Origin of the sequence: Nesterenkonia sp. LB17 (genome assembly GCF_022565915.1) — a bacterium.
Taxonomy (GTDB): Bacteria; Actinomycetota; Actinomycetes; order Actinomycetales; family Micrococcaceae; genus Nesterenkonia.
In genome coordinates, this window is sequence record NZ_JAJOYX010000007.1 from 26,155 (window position 1) to 43,328 (window position 17,174).

The window sequence follows — 17,174 nt, forward strand, 5'->3', positions numbered from 1 at the left end:
TGCTTGAGCTGGTAAGAGCCTATAGGGAAGGTCGTCTGCGGTAAAGACGCCCTATCGGCGCCTTGCCTACTTCACGTATGGGGTGCCGTTGGCCGCAGGAGGCCGAACCCTGCCCACGAAGCCTGCCACCGCGAAGATGGTGATCACATAGGGCAGCATCAGCAGCGCCTCGGAGGGCACCGGAGTGCCGATGGTGGCCAGCACGTTGCCCAGTGAGGTGGAGAACCCGAACAACAGGGCTGCCAGCAGCGCCCCGATGGGGTGCCAGCGACCGAGGATCATCGCAGCCAGCGCGATGAAGCCGGCGCCTGCCGACATCTCCTTGCCGAAGGCGAGCCCCTGTCCGATGGTGAAGAAGGCACCGCCGAGTCCGGCGATCGCCCCGGCCAGGATCACGTTGTAGACCCGCATCCGGTTGACCTTGATGCCCACGGTGTCTGCGGCCTTGGGGTGCTCCCCCACCGCGCGGGTGCGCAGGCCCCAGCGGGACCGGAAGAGGAAGATGTTCAGGAGCCCCACGATCAGGTACATCAGGTAGACCAGGATGGTCTGGTTGAACAGCACCGGGCCGATGATCGGGATCTGCGAGAGTCCCGGGATCGGCAGTCGCGGCAGCTGCTGGCGGGCGTTCCACAGCTCTGGGTTCTGGGTCAGCGCCGTGGAGAAGAGGAATCCGGTCAGCCCGATGATCAGCACGTTGAGCACCACGCCGACGATGATCTGATTCACCTGGTACTTCACCGAGAAGAACACCAGCAGCGCACCGACCAGCGCACCGGCGATCGGGGCGAAGACCAGCCCCATGTAGGCGCTGGTGAACACCGAGGCGGCGACGGCGGCGAGGAACGCTCCGGCCAGCAGCTGCGCCTCGATGGCGATGTTGATGACGCCTGAGCGCTCACCCACCAGTCCGCACATGGCGCCGAAGATCAGCGGCACCGACAGTGCCAACGCTCCGGTGAGCATGGTGACCAGCGGGATGACGGCGCCGCGGTCGGCGCCGGCCCAGACCAGGAACGCGAACACGAAGAGCACGCCGAAGAGCAGCGGCAGCCACAGCCGGGCCTGCGCGCGGCGAGACGCCTGCCAGAAGGCGAAGCCAGCCAGCACGACAAGCACCACCGCCGAGATCCAACCTGCTGGGCGCGAGGGCAGCTCCACGATCGGGATCTGAAAGAAGTCCCCGCCCGAGGAGAGTCGGAAGTGAGTCCGCGCGCCCTCCGGAACGGTCAGCGCGAAGAGCACGCTCAACGCTGCCAGCACGGCGTAGGTGATCGGGTACTTCCAGGAGATCGGACGAACCCCGGTGGACGCCCGCTTCAGCGGGTCCGTCTGGACGGCAGCGGTGCTCACGGTCTGTTCGCTCACTTGCCAGGCTCCTGTGTCGTGGTGCTCGGTGGCTGCGTGTCATTCGGCCCGGTGCCCGACGCCTGGGTGCCCGATGGTCCGGTGCTCCGCGAACCGGCGCTCGGTGCGCCGGAGGTCTGCAGCTCCCGCTCCGTCGTGGAGCCGGTGGGGGCCGCACCCTTCGCCGTGCGCCGGGAGCGTCGGGTGCGGATCCGCGGGCGCCCATCGGCGTGGGGCAGGAAGAAGATCGCGCGCACCAGCGGCGGGGCCGCGATCATCAGCACGATCACGGCCTGCAGGACCAGCACGATGTCGATCGGGGTGCCGGTCTGAGCCTGCATCAGCACGCCGCCGGCGCGCAGCCCGCCCAGCAGCAGCCCCGCCAGGAAGGTGCCCAGGGGCTTGGAGCGTCCGAGCAGCGCCACGGTGATGGCGTCGAAGCCCAAGGTGCCGGCCACACCGCCGGCGAGTCGATACTCGGTGCCCAGCACGTGGGCGGCGCCGCCGAGGCCGGCGAGACCACCGGCGATCACGAGCACCAGCGCGGTGGCCTTGGGCACGTTGATCCCGGCAGTCCGCGCTGCCTCCGGGTTCTCCCCGATGGCGCGGAACTCGAAGCCGAGCGTGGAGCGCTCCAGCAGCCACCACACACCGAGGGTGGCCAGGATGGCGATGAGGAACCCGGCGTGGAGTCGGAACCCGGATCCGAGCAGCGAGAAGAGCTGGGCGGATTCATCGACCGAGCTCGAGAGCGGCTGGTTGGAGCCGGTCTGCTTGTACCACTCCTGCTGCAGCAACCAGGCGAGCAGATAGATGGCGATGTTGTTGAGCATGATCGTCACGATCACCTCGTTGGCCCCGGTGCGCGCCTTGAGCACACCGGCGATCCCACCCCAGATGGCGCCGCCGAGGATGCCGCCGGCGAGCGCGAGCAGCACGTGCAGTCCCACCGGCATCGAGAGCGCGTAGCCCAGGAACCCGGCGGAGGTGGCGCCCAGGATGATCTGTCCCTGGCCGCCGATGTTCAGCATCCCGGAGCGGAAGCCGATGGCGATGCCGAGCCCGGCCAGGATCAGCGGCACCGAGTAGACCATCGTCTCGGTCAGCGGTCGGATCGAACGCGCCGCCGAGGGCGCCTGCCAGTCGAAGACCGCCCCGCGGAACAGCGATGAATAGGCCTCCCGCAGCACCTGGAAGGAGGTCTCCAGGAAGCCGGTGGGCTGGGCGAAGAAATAGCTCAGGCTGGCCTGGACGTCGCGGTTGGCGGCGAGGATCAGCACCGCGCCGACCACGAGGGCGACGACGACTGCCAGCACGGTCACCAGCCAGGAGGTCTGGCCCAGCTCGCGCAGCACACGCGAGAGCCGGCCCTCGGCCTCGGCCCAAGGGCTCTGCTGCTCGGGCTTCGGGGCAGGGGTCATTCCCTGCTGCGACCCTGATGCGCTCACTTGTTCTCCTCTGCTTCGGCCTGCTCGTCGGCCTCGGCCAGCACGGTGTGGTGGGTGGCTGCCTGGGCCTGCGCCTCATCGGCGGGCACCCCGGCCATCATCAGTCCGAGCACATCGCGGCTGGTGCTGGCCGGCACGATCCCTACGATCCTGCCGCGGTACATGACCGCGATCCGATCGGCAAGGTTCAGCGCCTCGTCAAGCTCTGTGGAGACGATCAGGCAAGGCGTGCCCTTGTCGCGCTCCTCGATGATCGTGCGGTGCACGAACTCGATGGAGCCGACATCGAGGCCGCGGGTGGGCTGGCTGGCCACGAACAGCCGCAGGTCTCGGCTCATCTCACGGGCCAGCACGACCTTCTGCTGATTGCCCCCAGAGAGCGTAGAGATCGGGTCATCCACGCCGCCCATGCGCACATCGAAGCGCTCCGCCTGGGTCTGCGCGGCCTCGCGCATCACCGGCAGACGCAGCGCGACGTTTCCGGGGCCCCCGGCGTAGGGGGGCCGGTCATACATGTCCAGCACATAGTTCTCGGTGATGGTGAAGGCGCCGATGACGCCGTCGGTGCTGCGGTCCTCCGGGACGAAGCCCAGTCCGGCCGCCAGGCGCTGCTTGACGCTGAGCGGAGCCAGATCCTTGTCATCGAGCAGGATGCTGCCCGCCACCGGGGTCCGGAGCCCCAAGACGGTCTGGGCGAGCTCGCTCTGCCCGTTGCCGTCGACCCCGGCGATGACCAGGATCTCGCCCCGGCGCATCTGGAAGTCGACGTGGTCGACGACCACCTTGTCCGCGCTGTTGAGCACGGTCAGTCCGCGCACCTCGAAGCAGACCTCACCGGGATCCGCCGGTTCCTTGGCGGTGGTCAGGTTGACCTCGCGGCCGACCATCAGCCCGGCGAGCTCGGTCTCGGTGGACTGCGGGGAGGTCTCCCCCACCACGGCGCCGCGCCGAATCACGGTGATGCGATCGGCCACGGCGCGGACTTCACGCAGCTTGTGGGTGATGAAGACGATGGAGGTGCCCGAGTCGCGCAGCTGTCCCATGATGGTGATCAGCTCGTCGGTCTCCTGCGGGGTCAGCACCGCGGTGGGCTCGTCGAGGATGAGCACCTTCGCGTCGCGGGACAGCGCCTTGATGATCTCCACGCGCTGCTGAGCCCCGACCGGGAGGTCCTCGATGCGCGCATCGGGGTCCACGTCGAAGCCGAAGCGCGCGGAGATCTCCAGGACCTTCGCGCGAGCCTGAGCCATGTCCATGATGCCGGCGGCGCGGGTGGGCTCGTAGCCCAGCGCGACCGACTCGGTCACGGTGAACACCGGGATCAGCATGAAGTGCTGGTGCACCATGCCGATCCCGGCATCCACGGCGTCACCGGGCCCGTTGAAGCTGACCCCCTGGTCATCCAGCAGAATCTCACCCTCGTCGGGGCTGTAGAGCCCGTAGATGGTGTTCATCAGAGTGGACTTGCCAGCTCCGTTCTCCCCGAGCAGGGCGTGGATCTCGCCCGGCTCCACGGTGAGGGAGATCCGGTCATTGGCGGTGAAGGAGCCGAACCGCTTCGTGACTCCTCTGAGCTCAAGCTTCATCGCTGCGGTGTCGCCAATCAGTTATTCGCGGGTCAGGACGGGGCGTTCTCGGACTCGACGACGGTCTCGCCATCGATGATCTCCTGGCGCAGCTGCTCGATGGCCTCTGCCACCTCGGAGGGCACCTCGTCCTCGAAGTCATGGAACGGTGCGAGTCCGACACCCTCGTTCTCAAGGGTGCCCACGTAGGACTCGTTGGTGAAGCCGTCCTGGACACCTTCATCGATGGTGGCGTAGACGGCGGCGCCGATCTCCTTCATCACCGAGGTCAGCACGATGTCTCCGTAGTCGGTGGACTCGTAGCCGTCGGAGTCGACCCAGATCATCTTGGCGTCGGCTGACTCCAGGGCGGGACCTGCACCGACGCCGGCGTTGCCGGCCACGGGCATGATGACGTCGGCGTCCTGGCTCAGCAGCTGCTCGGTGACCTCACGGCCCTGGGTCTGGTCGCTGAAGTCGCCGGAGAAGCTGCCGTTCTGGCCGTCCTTGTCCCAGCCGACCACCTCGACGTCGCCGTCGTTGTCCTCGTTGTAGCGCTCCACGCCGTCGGCGTAGCCGTCCATGAAGACGGTCACCGAGGGGATCTGGATGCCGCCCCAGGTGCCGACCACTCCGGTCTCAGACATCGCGGCGGCGACGTAGCCGGCCAGGTAGGCGGCTTCACCGGTGTTGAACACCAGCGGCTTCGCGTTCTCCGGCTCTTCACCCTCTTCGAAGTTGAAGTAGGAGTCGATCAGCGCGAAGTCGGTCTCGGGGTTGGCCTCGGCGGCTTCACGCAGGCCCTCTTCAAGCAGGAAGCCGACGCCGAAGACGACGTCGCAGTTCTGCTGGACCATCGTGTCGACGTTGGGGCCGTACTCAGACTCGGCGGTGGACTGCGCATCGGCGGAGTCGACGCCGAGCTCGTCGATCGCCATCTCCAGGCCCTCGAACGCAGACTGGTTGAAGGAGCGGTCATCCCAGCCACCCTCATCGGAGACCAGGCATGCCTTGTAGTCGACCTCTTCGGAGGCGGCGCCGTCGCCCTCCTCCTCAGGGGCCTCTCCACAGGAGGACAGGATCAGTGCTGCGGCGGCCGTCGCGGCGATGGCACCGCTGGTCTTGAAGGACCTCTTCATGGGGTTCTCCTCATGGTGCAAGAACGGCACCCATACGGGTGCCGAGAAACGAGTGATGCAGGCAATAGTACGGCACATTTCCCGCTCAAACATTGCTCGGATGTTTCGGTGATGTTCACCGGCCTGATGCAGCAGAACTCGGCTCAGGCAAGCTCTTTGGCCGTGGTGTCCGGAGCAAGCTTCAGCATCAGCAGCACCGCCAGAACCACCCCGATCAGGCAGATCCCGAAGGCTCCGGCCAGGCCGAAGGTCGGCTCCATCCAGGCGATGAAGAGCAGCGGGCCCAGCCCGGCGCCGATCCGCGAGATGGTCGATGCCCAGCCGAAGCCCGATCCGCGCAGTTCCGTGGGGTAGAGCTCAGAGACGTAGGTGTAGAGCACCGGGATCGCGATCTGGATCACCATGCCGAAGCCCAGCAGCAGGATCAGCACGGCGGTGGGCAGGTGCATGGTCAGCCCGAGCACCACCAGCATCGCGGTGGCCACCGGAGCGGAGATCGCCAGCAGCACCCGGCGTCCGGTGATCTCCACGAGCACCGTGGAGATCACCACCCCGACGAGTCCGACGGCGGCCATTCCTGCGGTGCGGATGAACGCTTGATCTTGTTCGTACCCGGCGTCGATCAGAAGGGTGGGCATCCATTGAATCGCGATGTAATAGACGGTCATGATCGCGAGGAAGAGCACCCAGGAGACGGTGGTGACCCGCCAGCCGTGCGCCCAGACGAGCTTCAGCTGCTCTCCCACCGCACGGAAGCTGAGCTTCGCGGGAGCCTGGGTGGTCTCCATCGTGTACTCCTGGACCGGAGCCCCGGTGCGGGTCACCATCGAGTCGATGACCTTGCGCGCCTCCTCCATCTGCCCCTGGCGCATCAGATACATCGGAGACTCAGGCACGTAGAGCCGCACCGCGAAGACCAGCAGCGCGGGCAGGATCATGGCCAGCAGCGGCAGCCTCCAGTCGCCCCATGTCCCGACCAGCCAGGCCGAGACGAAGCCGGCGAGCGCCGCTCCGATGGGCCACCAGCCGTCCATGGCGGTGAGCACCCGTCCGCGCTGCTTGGCCGGGGTGAATTCGCCCACCAGGGCGTAGTCCACCGGGATGCAGCCGCCGAGGCCGACGCCGGCGAGGAAGCGGAAGAGCACGAACCATTCCAGGCTTCCGGTCATGGCACCGGCCACGGTGAACAGCGAGAAGATCAGCAGCGTCCAGGCGAAGGCCTTCTTGCGCCCGATCCGGTCGGCGATCGTGCCCCACATGACCGCACCCACGGCCATGCCGATCAGGTTCGCCGTGCCGATCCAGGCGGCGTCCGAGGGTGTCAGGTTCCACTCCTCGGAGAGAAGCGGGATCAGGATGCCGTTGAGCGAGACGTCCCAGGCGTCGAACATGAAGCCGAGCCCACCGATGAGGAAGATCCGGCCCTGGGTGTTCCACCGCCAGGGCAGGCCCTGCAGGACGGATTCACCGGTGGGCAGCGCCGTGGGAAGATTCGCAGTGTTCTGGTGCACGAGGAGAGTGTAAGCCCGCGGGAGGGGACCCTACTCCCAGATGACCTTCAGCTCATCGGCAGTCATGTCGACCAAAGGGGTTCCGAGGGTGCCCACATCCCCAAGTGCAGCGCGGAGCGGCCGCTCAGTCGAGGGTTCCGGCGCGACAGCCCCGTGCGGCGCTCTCAAGCTCCTCCGCGGTGCGCAGCAGCTGGTCGGCACGCTCGGTGAGCCGGCGGGCCGATTCCGGGCTGTGCTCTTCGGAGCCTCCCGCCCACAGTGCCTGCCCGCGGGCAATGACCCGACAGAATGCCCCAGCCCGGTCGAAGGCCGAATCGATGTCTCCGCGGTACATCCCCGCGAGCACCAGATCTGCCAGTCGGTCCATCTCCTGGGCGGTGGGCGGCTCGGCGACGCCCGCGATCGCGTGGGGCGCCGAGTCGGTCTTGCCCAGCTGGTAGTACTCACTCATCCGTTGTGGATCTTTGTTCACAGCGGCTCGGATCGCGTAGATCCTCCAGAGACCGCCGGCCAGCGAGTGTGCCGGAGAGTCGGCCCAGAGCTCGGCGATGGCCTCGATGCCTTCGGTCTCGGCCAGTCGTATGAACCGCTCCGTCACCTCGGGATCATCGGAGTCGCGACCGTGGAAGACCAGCGCGTGGGCGGTGTCGTGGGCGGCCTGGGAGATGATGGCCGGATCCGCGCCGCCCTCCCGCTGATCAAAGGCTGCCGGCTCCGTGTAGCTCGGCCGACGGTGGCGGGGCTGTCTGGTCATCGCGTCCTCCTTGAAGAGATTCGCTTCGGTCTGCGGGCCGCTCAACTGACGACCTGCATAGTGTCCGTCATTATGCCGCAGGCCCCGGCGGCGATACCATAGGGCACGTCTTCAGAGGCTTCACAGGGGCCTTTAGCTCAGTTGGTAGAGCATCGGACTTTTAATCCGCTGGTCGCGGGTTCGAGTCCCGCAGGGCCCACCATAGCCCTCCACTGGAGACAGGTATGCCCAGGTCAGCGCTCAGCGTAGGCCTGGGCATACTTCATCGGGGGGTGGATTTCGAACCTGCCCCGACGCGTAGTTGACCGAGTGCCCGAACAAGGAGCACACTTGAGGTGTGCCGGGCTGCGGTAACCCCCGGGCTCCATTATTGAGCCGCTTCGAGCGGCCCCGCGCCGTGAGGCGTTCCCAGCCCGGCACACCTTAATCTTCCACGCCGATTCGGCCAGCTCTTCTGCACGTGCCCTCACCGGCGCTCATCCCAGGCCATCACGGCCGAGTTCATGTTCGGGCTATACACTCGTGGCCGACACGTCGACACTCGTTCACCTGGGGAAACACACCGCATGATCGTACGCAGAGGCCAGCGAAAGCCTGAGGCCACCGACCTGCTGGCCAGCATCGCCCGGGAAGTGCGCTCCGGGGTGCAGCTGATCTCGCAGCTGCTCGGCAGTCCGAACGAGGACCGGGCCGCACTGCGGGACCAGCTGCTCGGCCTGGAGGGTCGGGCGGTGGACCTGCACTTCAATCTGATGACTCATATCCGCAGCGTCTTCCTGACCCCTCTGCCGCGTCATGACATCTATGCCCTCTCCCAGCAGCTCAACCGCACCATGGAGCACGTGGTCGCGGCAGGTGACCTGATCCTCGCCCGCCCACATCTGAGCCTGCCCAGCCAGAGCGCCGACCAGCTGGAGACGCTGAGCCGCCAGCTGGACCTCACGGTGGCCGCGATGTCCCGGTTGGAGGACTTCGATCTGCTGGAGGAGTACTGGATTCAGATGCAGCGCCTGACCAAGCAGGCAAACCGGACCCACCGGGTGTGGATGACCAGCACCGACAATGCCTTCCAACCGAACATCGCGCTGCAGCAGGCGCAGATCGCAGATGCGCTGCTGGCCGCGATAGACGACCAGCGGATGGTGGCGGTCACTGCCGGTTCAATCATCGTTCGCGAGTCCTGAGGCGCCCGCGTGGAGATGATCCTGCTCGGACTCATCTGTCTGGTGCTGGTTCCCAATGCCTACGTGGCCGGGCTCCATGATGTTCCCAATGCCATCGCCATTCCGGTGCGCACCAGGGCGCTCACACCTCGGGTGGCGACACGTGTGGCGGCGGGTTTCAACGCCCTGGGGGTTCTGCTCACTCTCCCGCTGGGGATCTACCTCTTCACCTGGTTCGAATTCCCGGAGATGGATCCAGTACTGCTGCTGACGGTGACGCTCTGCGCGGCGTCGACCCTGCTTGGGTGGAATATCTTCACCTACCTCAGGGGAATGCCGACATCAATCACCCATGCTCTGCTGGCGGCATTCCTCGGGGGCACCCTGGCTGCCGCGGTCGTCGCGGATCTCGACTTCGCGGAAGTTCTTGCCATGCCGTGGGTCGGGGTCGTGCTCACGCTCCTGCTGTCTCCGCTGGTCGCGTTCGGGCTGGCCTACCTGCTGGTCTTCGCGGCTGTGCGCTTCGCTCGCGGTGGTGATCCCGACGCCGTCAACTCCACCTCCCGCATGGCGCAGTCGGTGAGCGTCGGCGTCACATCCCTGGGCACCGGGCTGCAGCAGGGTCAACGGTTTTCCTTCGTGCTGATCACCGCCTCAACGGCAGCGCAGATCGAAGCGGCTGAGGCCTCGTTGCCCTACGCGTATGTCGCGTTCGCGCTGCTGATCGGTGCTGGCTGCCTGACCGGAGGGTGGCGAATCGCTCACACGCTGGGCCATCGTCTGGTGGACATCGACCCGCTGCGCGGCATGGTGGCCACAACCACCACTTCGGGACTGCTCTTCGTCGGTTCACTGGGGTTCGCGCTGCCGCTGTCCACGTCACTGACCGCGGCTTCATCGGTGATCGGGGCTGGATCGAATCAGCGCTTCGCCACAGTCCATTGGCGTCAGTTCCGCCGGATCTGCCTCTACTGGGTGCTGACCCCACTGGTCGCCGCCACAGTGACGGCGCTGCTCACCACGGTGATGAGTCTGCTGCTCGGTTAGACGCGTCCTGATCGGACGCGCCCAGCCAGCAGCAGAATGGTCAGCCGAAGCGTCCGGAGACGTAGTCCTCGGTGGACTTCTCGGCCGGGTTGTTGAAGATGGTGGAGGTGTCGTTGTACTCCACCAGGCGCCCGATACGCTTTCCGTTGTCCTGATCGAGGCCAGCGGTGAAGAACGCGGTCGTGTCAGAGATCCGGGCGGCCTGTTGCATGTTGTGCGTGACGATGATCTGGGTGTACTCCTGTTTGAGGTCTGTCATCAGATCCTCGATCGCGGCGGTGGCGATCGGATCGAGTGCGGAGCACGGCTCGTCGAGCAGGATCACGTCGGGAGACGTGGCGATCGCACGAGCGATGCACAGTCGCTGCTGCTGGCCGCCGGAGAGCCCGAATGCCGAGCCCTTCAGGTTGTCCTTGACCTCATCCCAGAGAGCCGCGCGGCGAAGCGACTGCTCCACCAGGTCACTCATCGAATCGACCTTCATCTTGGTCACCCGCGGTCCGTAGGCGACGTTGTCGAAGATGGACTTCGGGAAGGGGTTGGGCTTCTGGAAGACCATGCCGATGCGGCGCCGCACTTCGATCGGGTCGATCTTCGGCTGGTAGATGTTCTGACCGTGATACGTGACCTCACCCTCGATCCGCGCCGAGGGAATCAGGTCGTTCATCCGGTTCAGGCTGCGCAGCACCGTTGACTTGCCGCAGCCCGAGGGACCGATGAGCGCGGTGACCTCACGGCGGTTGAAGTCGAGGTTCACGTCGTCCACGGCGTGGAAATCCCCGTAATAGACATTGAGCCCCCTGGTCGCCATCACCGGAGGAACGTGACCGCGGGTGTCGGTGAAAGCATCTGTGCTGGTCTGTGAAGTCATAGTCCTGGGTCCTTGTCGATCAGTGGTGCAGAGCAAGTCGTGAAGATGGAGGAGCGCGCGTGACTCACAGGTCGTAGCGAGAGTAGCGGTTGCGCAGCCAGATCGCCGCGGAGTTCATGATCAGCAGCACGGCTATCAGCAGGATCACACCAGCGGCCGCGAGTTCGCGGAACTCCGGCTGCGGACGTGAGGCCCACTGGAAGATCTGCACCGGGATCGCGGTGTACGCGCCGCTGAAGGCGCTGTCTGGGTTGAAGGTCACGAAGGTCGTGGCACCGACGAGCAGCAGCGGAGCCGTCTCACCGATGGCCCGAGACATGGCAAGGATCGTGCCGGTGATCATGCCGGGGACGGCGACGGGCAGCACCTGGTGCCAGACCGTCTGCCATCTGGTGGCGCCCATGCCGTATGACGCCTGTCGGATCGAGTCCGGCACGGCCTTGAGCGCTTCGCGGGATGCGAGGATCACCGTGGGCAGGACCAGCATCGCCAGAGTGAGTGAGCCGGCGTAGGCCACCGGCCCGAAGGCGAAGCCCTCACGGACCACGTAGGCCAGCCCCAGGATGCCGAAGACGATGGACGGGACCGCAGCGAGGTTCTGGATGTTCAGCTCGATGAACCGATTCCACCAGCGTTCGGTGTCCGCGTACTCCTCCAGGTAGACCGCTGCGGAGATGCCCAACGGGACCACCGTCACCAGCACACCGACCATGAGGATCACGGTGCCCCAGATCGCAGACTGCATTCCGGAGGTCTCTGGATCCAGCGTGGAGGGCATCTGCGTGATGAGGTTGAGGTCCAGACGTGAACGACCCAGCCATGCCGAATGGATGATGAGCGCCAGCAGCGTGACGAAGGCGATCACGATGCACAGGATCAGGACGTACTTGAACAGCTCTTCCTTCCAGATGCCACTGCGCTTGCCCATCGCGATGCGGCGGGTGGTGTCGCGGGCGGCAGTTGACGCCTTCTCGGCGCGCGTGCTCATCATTCGTACTTCTCCCGGAATCGGCGGACGAGGGCGATGGAGATCATGTTCATCACGAAGGTCATGGTGAACAGCAGGGCACCCACTGCGAAGATCGTGAAGTAGACATCGGTGCCGGCGGAGATGTCGCCCGTGGCGGTGCGTCCGATGAACGCTGTCATCGGCAGGACCGATTCGTTGGGCATCAGAGTCATGTTGGGGCTGGCACCTGCGGCCAGGAGCACGACCATCGTCTCGCCGATGGCGCGAGACACACCGAGGACGAACCCGGCGACGATGCCTGAGAGCGCGGCGGGAACGACGACCTTGGTCGCGACCTGCATGCGTGTGCTGCCAAGTCCATAGGCGCCTTCGCGCAGCGAGCGCGGCACTGCAGACATTGAATCTTCTGCAATGGAAGCGACGGTCGGGATGATCATGATGCCCAGCACGATGCCTGCGGCGCCGGCCGAGAAGATCCCTGGGGGATCTCCGAGATCGCCGGGCAGCCAGGTGGGCCAGTTGTCACGCAGCAGCGGCGTGACGAAGGTGAAGGCGAAGATGCCGTAGGCGACGGTGGGGACGCCTTCGAGCACCTCGAGGATCGGCTTCAATACCTTCCGGGCACGCCGACCGGCGAACTCGCTGAGGTAGATCGCGGCGCCCAGCCCTGCCGGGAGCGCGACGATGAGCGCGTACATGGTGACGTTCAGGGTGCCGACGACGATGTTCCAGACACCGAAGCTGGGGGTGGCCAGCGCCGGCGCCCAGGTGTCGGTGGAGAAGAACTCCCGGAAATCGACCCGGCTGAAGAATTCAGGCAGCGGCGAGAACAGGGCCAGAACGATGCCGACCGTGATGATGACCGAGGCGATCGCGCAGAAACCAAGCCAGAATTGGATCAGCTTCTCGCCCCAGCGAGAGGACTGCGCGACCAGGACCACACTGGGCCGGTCGGTTCGCGTCGTAGTGCTCACCTTGCTCCTTCTGCTGTGAAAAACGTGAAGAACGAAGGCTCGGCGCCCTGGAGAGGGCACCGAGCCTCCGCTGTGGGGTAGATCAGTTCCCGGCGAGCTCGTCCACAGTTGCCTGTGCCTCGGTGGCCTGGTCCTCGGTAAGCGGGATGAAGTTCGCAGCCTCGGCGAGGGCCTCGTTGTTCTCCAGCGTGAAAGCCAGGAAGTCCTGTACCTCGGTGCGCTCGAGGGCGAGGTCCGATGGGTACATGAACAGCTGGCGACCCAGTGGGTTGTAGCTGCCGTCCTGGACGGTCTCGGTGGCCGGCTCGACGCAGTCGCCGTCTTCATTCTCGATCTCGAGGGTGCGGATCGGCTCTGCCTCGGCCTCGATCGTGTAGGAGAGCGGGACGAAGGCCATGGCGAACTCGTTGCCGGAGGTGCCGGTGATGGCGGCGAAATCGTCCTCACCGATGTCGTTGTAGTCGGCGCGGATGTTGCCCTCTTCACCGTTGATCGCCTCGGTGAAGTAGTCGAAGGTGCCGGAGTCGGTGCCGGGGCCGTAGAGCTCGATAGGCTCATCCGGGTAGGAAGGATCGATGTCAGACCAGTTGGTCGCTTCCGAGTCCTGGTTCCAGACCTCGGAGAGCTCCTCAACAGAGGCACACTGCAGGAAGTCGTTCTCCTCGTTGACGATGAGCGAGATCGCATCGTTCGCGACACCGATCTCCTCGTACGCGATTCCCGCTTCATCACATGCCGCGATCTCTTCATCGGAGATCGAGCGGGAGGCCTCGGAGATGTCGGTTTCGCCGCGGCAGAAGCTCTCGAAGCCGCCACCGGTGCCGGAGGTGCCGACCGTCACCTGGACGTCGGGGTTCTCCTCCATGAACATCTCAGCTGCAGCCTCACCGAGCGGCGCCACGGTCGACGAGCCGTCGATGGTGACCTGGCCTGAGGCCCCGTTGCCGCCCTCTTCGGTGCCAGTCTCAGCTTCGCCCTCTTCTCCGCCGTCGCCACATCCGACCAGTGCCAGGGTTGCAATGGACAGGATGGCCGTTGAACGACCAAAAGTTCTCATCTTCACGGGTATGCCTCTCTGAGTGATTCATCAAGCGCGAGGAAGCGCCGTTTTTCAAGCCTTATGAGGTTCTCCGCGGATGCCTCGGCGAACCTCGAATCACATTAGGAGGGGCAAGTGACAGTGGGCCGCTCAACAGGTGGCCAAGGTGCCCACTTAAGATGAACGCTCGGTGAACTGGCGCGCCTCACCGGTGTGTCCTGCACCACACCGGAGGCCTGGCGGATGTGAGGCTCCTCGTATCCCCGGGACTGGTCGCGGCCTACACTCATGGGGTGACGACCGAGCGCTCCACTCCCCCACTGCTGGCCCGTGCGCGCCGCTTCACGCAGCGCCGAGTCAAGGTCGGTGCCCGCAGGATGCGACGCTCGGTGATTCCTGCGCTGCAGATGACCGTGGCCGGCGTGGGTGCCTACACGATTGCTGAACGGGTCCTGGGCCACGACGATCCGCTCTTCGCGGCCATCGCTGCGATGATCGCGCTGGGCTTCACCAAAGAACCACGGATGCGCAAGGTCCTCGAGGTCAGCGTGGGCTGCACCTTGGGCATCCTCATCGGTGACCTGCTGCTGCACCAGCTCGGCTCAAACCTGGGCACCGCCACGCTGGTCCTCTTCCTCTCCATCATGTTGGCCCGATTCCTGGACTCAGGACCGGTGCTGGCCATGCAGATGGGCCTCCAGGCCCTCCTGGTGGTGCTGATCCCGCCCCCCGAGGCAGCCGCACTCGGCCCGTTCACACGCAGCCTGGACGCCATCGTCGGCGGTGCGGTGGCGCTGGCGATCACGCTGCTGACCCCGAAGGACCCGCGCCGCGAGCCGATCGCTGAGCTCAAGAGCGTGGTGGACGCGATGACCGCCTCGCTGCGCGACGTCGCCGAGGCGGTGCGGAACTCAGACTCGCGCCAGGCCTGGCACTCGCTGATCCGCTGCCGCGGCCTGCAGCCGCAGATCGATGAGCTGCGCGATGCGGTGCGTTCAGCCAAGGAGCTGACGGTCTTCTCCCCCGCCTACCGCAAGCACCGCCACTACGTCCGGCACATGGCCGAGGTCGCGGACCACGTGGACCTCTCGGTGCGCAGCATGCGGGTGGTGGCACGCCGGATCATCAGCACCGTGGACCACGCCACCCTCAGTGACGAAGCGGTGGCGAACCTCTCGGCGGTGCTGGACGAGTTCGCCGACGGCTCGCTGCTGCTCTCCCAGGCAGTGTCTGAACCTGGCTCGGCCTACACGCGCCGGATGAACACCGCCCAGGAGGCACTGTCCGCTCTGGCCCAGCGGCTGCACCCGAAATCGCTGGGCATCGGGACGCTCGAGGGTGAGACGGTGGTGCTGCTGCTGCGCACGCTGGTGGTGGACATGCTTCAGGCGACAGGGGCCAGCCACGAAGACGCCACCGAGCAGCTGCCCGAGCTTTGAGGCCCCGCCAACCAGGTGTCACCTACGTCGTGACTCAGGCCGGCTAGTGCCACACGCGGATGAATGTGCACGCTCAGACATGGCCTGGTCGCCGGGGTGAGGCTGTCGCGCTCAGCCAGGGCCGCCTTCCTCGTCGACGAACCACAGGCAGTCTGGCCCCGGCCGGCACCACTGCCCGGCCCGATGAGGCTCCAACGGCGCGAGCACGGGGAGCGAGGCGCGTTCCATCACGGTGAGTCTGGGCGCCTCCCCGGAGGGCAAGGGGCAGCTGGTCTCCACGAGCACAGGTTCGTCGAAGGAGAGACCGATCTCGGCTGGGACTGGCCACACCGCCGACTTCCAGAGAGCACATGCCTGGATGAGGGTCTCCTCCGCACGGCTGCTGCGCACCTCCTGTCCGGTGTCGAGCGTGTACACGATGTCCGTGGCGGTCACCCGAATGCCGGTAACCGGGTTCTCCGCAGCGCCGGGCCGGGTCATGTCCGTGTAGTCACCGATCGGATCTCCGACCAGGCTCTCGCCGACCGGAAGCGCCAGGCACTGCTCGTCCGCGGCCGCGCACTGCACGATCGGCCCCCGCTCTTCGGGGTCCCACGGCTTGATCGCGACCACCTCGGTGCTGTCATAGCCTCCGGCGTACCAGATCACCGGGTCGCTGATCGTCAGCGAGCCCAGGACCAGAGGCTCATCCCCCAGGGCCAGGGCCTGGGAGTCGGCCTTGAACGGGCCCGATCCCTCGCTGTCCTGGATGTCGCGGCGTTGCACCACCTGTCGGGTCACCGCGCTCTCCCCGTCCAGCTCGAACGTGACAGTGTCGTCCTCGATCCGCAGCACGACACGCTCCGCGCCGTCGGCGCTGAGAGCGGCGTAGCCTCCCGGGATCCCCTCAGACCCCTCCTCGGCCCACTGCTCCGTCGTAGGGAGCAGCGCGCCGTACACCCCGTCATCCACCGCGTGCAGGTACGGCCGCCCGCAGCCGACAGAGCCTGCCCCCAGGAGCAGCACCGCAGCTGCCGTCCATGTCACCCATGCTCGGTCCATGATGTGCCGCCTTCGTCACAAGCACCCTAACCGACGGTCGATCAGTGGCGAGAGGGTCTGCGTCTCCCAGACCCGGTACGGCGGCGGTTGATGCGACGTCCATGGCAGGTGAAGCGGCTGCAACCCTTCTCGTCCACAGTCGGAGCCATGACCTTCGTCAACGTGGGCCCCCTCGGCGCGGCCCCTGGCGAGCGAGACCTTCTCGTGGAGATCCTGACCCGGTCGCAGCGCTGATCGCATCCGCGCCAACATCGGAACGAGTCCTGCCAATCAGGTGTCATCGACGTCGTGACTCAATACATCTAGAGCTGCAGGATCATCCTGGTGTTGCCCAAGGTGTTGGGCTTGACCCGGGCGAGGTCCAGGAACTCCGCGACACCTTCATCAGGTGAACGCAGCAGCTCGGTGTAGACCTCCGGATCCACCGCCGCCTGGTCATCCATGATCCCGAAGCCATGCCGGGTGAAGAACTCCACCTCGAAGGTCAGGCAGAACACCCTGCTGACACCGAGGGCGTGGGCACGAGCCGTGAGCTCTTTCAGCAGTCCTGAACCCACTCCGTGACCCCGACAGCGGGAATCGGTGGCCAGGGTGCGCACTTCGGCGAGGTCCTTCCACATCACGTGCAGGGCGCCGAACCCGATCAGGGCACCGTCCTGGGCTTCGGCGACGACGAACTCCTGGATCGCCTCGTAGTAGGCGACGGCCTCCTTGTGCACCAGCACGCGCTGATCCACCAGGGGCTCCGCCATGCCCATGATCGCGGCGACATCGGCGGTGCGCGCCGGCCTGATGATGAAGGAACCCATCGGCACAGTCTAAGCGCGGACGCAGAGCCAGGCGGGCTGCGCATCGCGGACTGCACT

Annotated in this window: 15 protein-coding genes and 1 tRNA gene; 4 read left to right on the forward strand and 12 right to left on the reverse strand. The window is 66.0% G+C overall.

The annotated features are described in order from the left end of the window. Window positions 1–66: 66 nt before the first annotated feature. The 6 genes from LTH96_RS12615 to LTH96_RS12640 form a co-directional block, all read right to left on the reverse strand. A complete protein-coding gene (locus LTH96_RS12615) occupies window positions 67–1,368 on the reverse strand; it encodes an ABC transporter permease (protein ID WP_370644449.1) in 1,302 nt (433 codons plus the stop codon). Continuing rightward, window positions 1,365–2,768: an ABC transporter permease gene (locus LTH96_RS12620; RefSeq protein WP_255728170.1), complete on the reverse strand. Its 1,404-nt coding sequence runs from the start codon at window positions 2,766–2,768 to the stop codon at window positions 1,365–1,367. The genes LTH96_RS12615 and LTH96_RS12620 overlap by 4 nt, the downstream gene beginning before the upstream one ends. Before the next feature lie 23 nt (window positions 2,769–2,791). Next, window positions 2,792–4,381 carry an ABC transporter ATP-binding protein gene (locus LTH96_RS12625; protein WP_241466324.1) on the reverse strand — a complete coding sequence of 530 codons (1,590 nt, stop codon included), beginning with the start codon at window positions 4,379–4,381 and terminating at the stop codon, window positions 2,792–2,794. 32 nt (window positions 4,382–4,413) lie between these two features. Beyond that, window positions 4,414–5,499, reverse strand: coding sequence for a BMP family protein (locus LTH96_RS12630; protein ID WP_241466325.1), 1,086 nt, complete (start codon window positions 5,497–5,499; stop codon window positions 4,414–4,416). A 143-nt stretch (window positions 5,500–5,642) separates the two neighbouring features. Beyond that, window positions 5,643–7,010, reverse strand: a complete 1,368-nt coding sequence (locus tag LTH96_RS12635; RefSeq protein WP_241466326.1) for an MFS transporter — start codon at window positions 7,008–7,010, stop codon at window positions 5,643–5,645. Between the two features lie 124 nt (window positions 7,011–7,134). Then, entirely contained in the window at window positions 7,135–7,764 is a 630-nt protein-coding gene (locus LTH96_RS12640; protein ID WP_241466327.1) for a hypothetical protein, read from the reverse strand. A gap of 126 nt (window positions 7,765–7,890) precedes the next feature. Here LTH96_RS12640 and LTH96_RS12645 point away from each other — a divergent pair. The 3 genes from LTH96_RS12645 (at window position 7,891) to LTH96_RS12655 (ending at window position 9,974) form a co-directional block, all read left to right on the forward strand. Next, window positions 7,891–7,966: transfer RNA gene (locus LTH96_RS12645), tRNA-Lys, on the forward strand. A gap of 364 nt (window positions 7,967–8,330) precedes the next feature. Continuing rightward, window positions 8,331–8,948, forward strand: a complete 618-nt coding sequence (locus LTH96_RS12650) for a DUF47 domain-containing protein (RefSeq protein WP_241466328.1) — start codon at window positions 8,331–8,333, stop codon at window positions 8,946–8,948. Between the two features lie 15 nt (window positions 8,949–8,963). Then, window positions 8,964–9,974, forward strand: a complete 1,011-nt coding sequence (locus LTH96_RS12655) for an inorganic phosphate transporter (protein WP_241466362.1) — start codon at window positions 8,964–8,966, stop codon at window positions 9,972–9,974. A 40-nt stretch (window positions 9,975–10,014) separates the two neighbouring features. On the opposite strand, the gene pstB is transcribed toward LTH96_RS12655, so the two are convergent. From pstB to LTH96_RS12675, 4 genes are all read right to left on the reverse strand, one after another. After that, window positions 10,015–10,785, reverse strand: a complete 771-nt coding sequence (gene pstB / locus LTH96_RS12660; RefSeq protein ID WP_241466363.1) for a phosphate ABC transporter ATP-binding protein PstB — start codon at window positions 10,783–10,785, stop codon at window positions 10,015–10,017. 124 nt (window positions 10,786–10,909) lie between these two features. Continuing rightward, window positions 10,910–11,836 carry a phosphate ABC transporter permease PstA gene (gene pstA / locus LTH96_RS12665; protein WP_241466329.1) on the reverse strand — a complete coding sequence of 309 codons (927 nt, stop codon included), beginning with the start codon at window positions 11,834–11,836 and terminating at the stop codon, window positions 10,910–10,912. Beyond that, the gene (pstC, locus tag LTH96_RS12670; RefSeq protein ID WP_241466330.1) at window positions 11,833–12,789 is read right to left on the reverse strand and encodes a phosphate ABC transporter permease subunit PstC; all 957 of its coding nucleotides are present in this window, start codon (window positions 12,787–12,789) and stop codon (window positions 11,833–11,835) included. The genes pstA and pstC overlap by 4 nt, the downstream gene beginning before the upstream one ends. Before the next feature lie 82 nt (window positions 12,790–12,871). Then, window positions 12,872–13,846 (reverse strand): phosphate ABC transporter substrate-binding protein PstS family protein, encoded by a 975-nt coding sequence (locus LTH96_RS12675; RefSeq protein ID WP_241466331.1) that lies wholly within the window; start codon window positions 13,844–13,846, stop codon window positions 12,872–12,874. A 275-nt stretch (window positions 13,847–14,121) separates the two neighbouring features. Between LTH96_RS12675 and LTH96_RS12680 the strand changes: the two genes are divergently transcribed. Next, window positions 14,122–15,267 carry an FUSC family protein gene (locus LTH96_RS12680; RefSeq protein ID WP_241466332.1) on the forward strand — a complete coding sequence of 382 codons (1,146 nt, stop codon included), beginning with the start codon at window positions 14,122–14,124 and terminating at the stop codon, window positions 15,265–15,267. Window positions 15,268–15,378: 111 nt separating this feature from the next. On the opposite strand, the gene LTH96_RS12685 is transcribed toward LTH96_RS12680, so the two are convergent. Together LTH96_RS12685 and LTH96_RS12690 are read right to left on the reverse strand one after the other, a co-directional pair. Next, window positions 15,379–16,308: a hypothetical protein gene (locus LTH96_RS12685; RefSeq protein WP_241466333.1), complete on the reverse strand. Its 930-nt coding sequence runs from the start codon at window positions 16,306–16,308 to the stop codon at window positions 15,379–15,381. 302 nt (window positions 16,309–16,610) lie between these two features. Continuing rightward, window positions 16,611–17,117 (reverse strand): amino-acid N-acetyltransferase, encoded by a 507-nt coding sequence (locus LTH96_RS12690; RefSeq protein WP_241466334.1) that lies wholly within the window; start codon window positions 17,115–17,117, stop codon window positions 16,611–16,613. Window positions 17,118–17,174 lie beyond the last annotated feature (57 nt).

Bases quoted from the DNA above. Each gene is read 5' to 3' on its own strand.
- LTH96_RS12620 (WP_255728170.1), bottom strand. From the start codon at position 2,768: ATGACCCCTGCCCCGAAGCCCGAGCAGCAGAGCCCTTGGGCCGAGGCC.
- LTH96_RS12625 (WP_241466324.1), bottom strand. From the start codon at position 4,381: ATGAAGCTTGAGCTCAGAGGAGTCACGAAGCGGTTCGGCTCCTTCACC.
- LTH96_RS12690 (WP_241466334.1), bottom strand. From the start codon at position 17,117: ATGGGTTCCTTCATCATCAGGCCGGCGCGCACCGCCGATGTCGCCGCG.
- LTH96_RS12685 (WP_241466333.1), bottom strand. From the start codon at position 16,308: ATGGACCGAGCATGGGTGACATGGACGGCAGCTGCGGTGCTGCTCCTG.
- LTH96_RS12655 (WP_241466362.1), top strand. From the start codon at position 8,964: ATGATCCTGCTCGGACTCATCTGTCTGGTGCTGGTTCCCAATGCCTAC.
- LTH96_RS12640 (WP_241466327.1), bottom strand. From the start codon at position 7,764: ATGACCAGACAGCCCCGCCACCGTCGGCCGAGCTACACGGAGCCGGCA.
- LTH96_RS12650 (WP_241466328.1), top strand. From the start codon at position 8,331: ATGATCGTACGCAGAGGCCAGCGAAAGCCTGAGGCCACCGACCTGCTG.
- pstB (WP_241466363.1), bottom strand. From the start codon at position 10,785: ATGGCGACCAGGGGGCTCAATGTCTATTACGGGGATTTCCACGCCGTG.
- LTH96_RS12675 (WP_241466331.1), bottom strand. From the start codon at position 13,846: ATGAGAACTTTTGGTCGTTCAACGGCCATCCTGTCCATTGCAACCCTG.
- LTH96_RS12630 (WP_241466325.1), bottom strand. From the start codon at position 5,499: ATGAAGAGGTCCTTCAAGACCAGCGGTGCCATCGCCGCGACGGCCGCC.
- pstA (WP_241466329.1), bottom strand. From the start codon at position 11,836: ATGATGAGCACGCGCGCCGAGAAGGCGTCAACTGCCGCCCGCGACACC.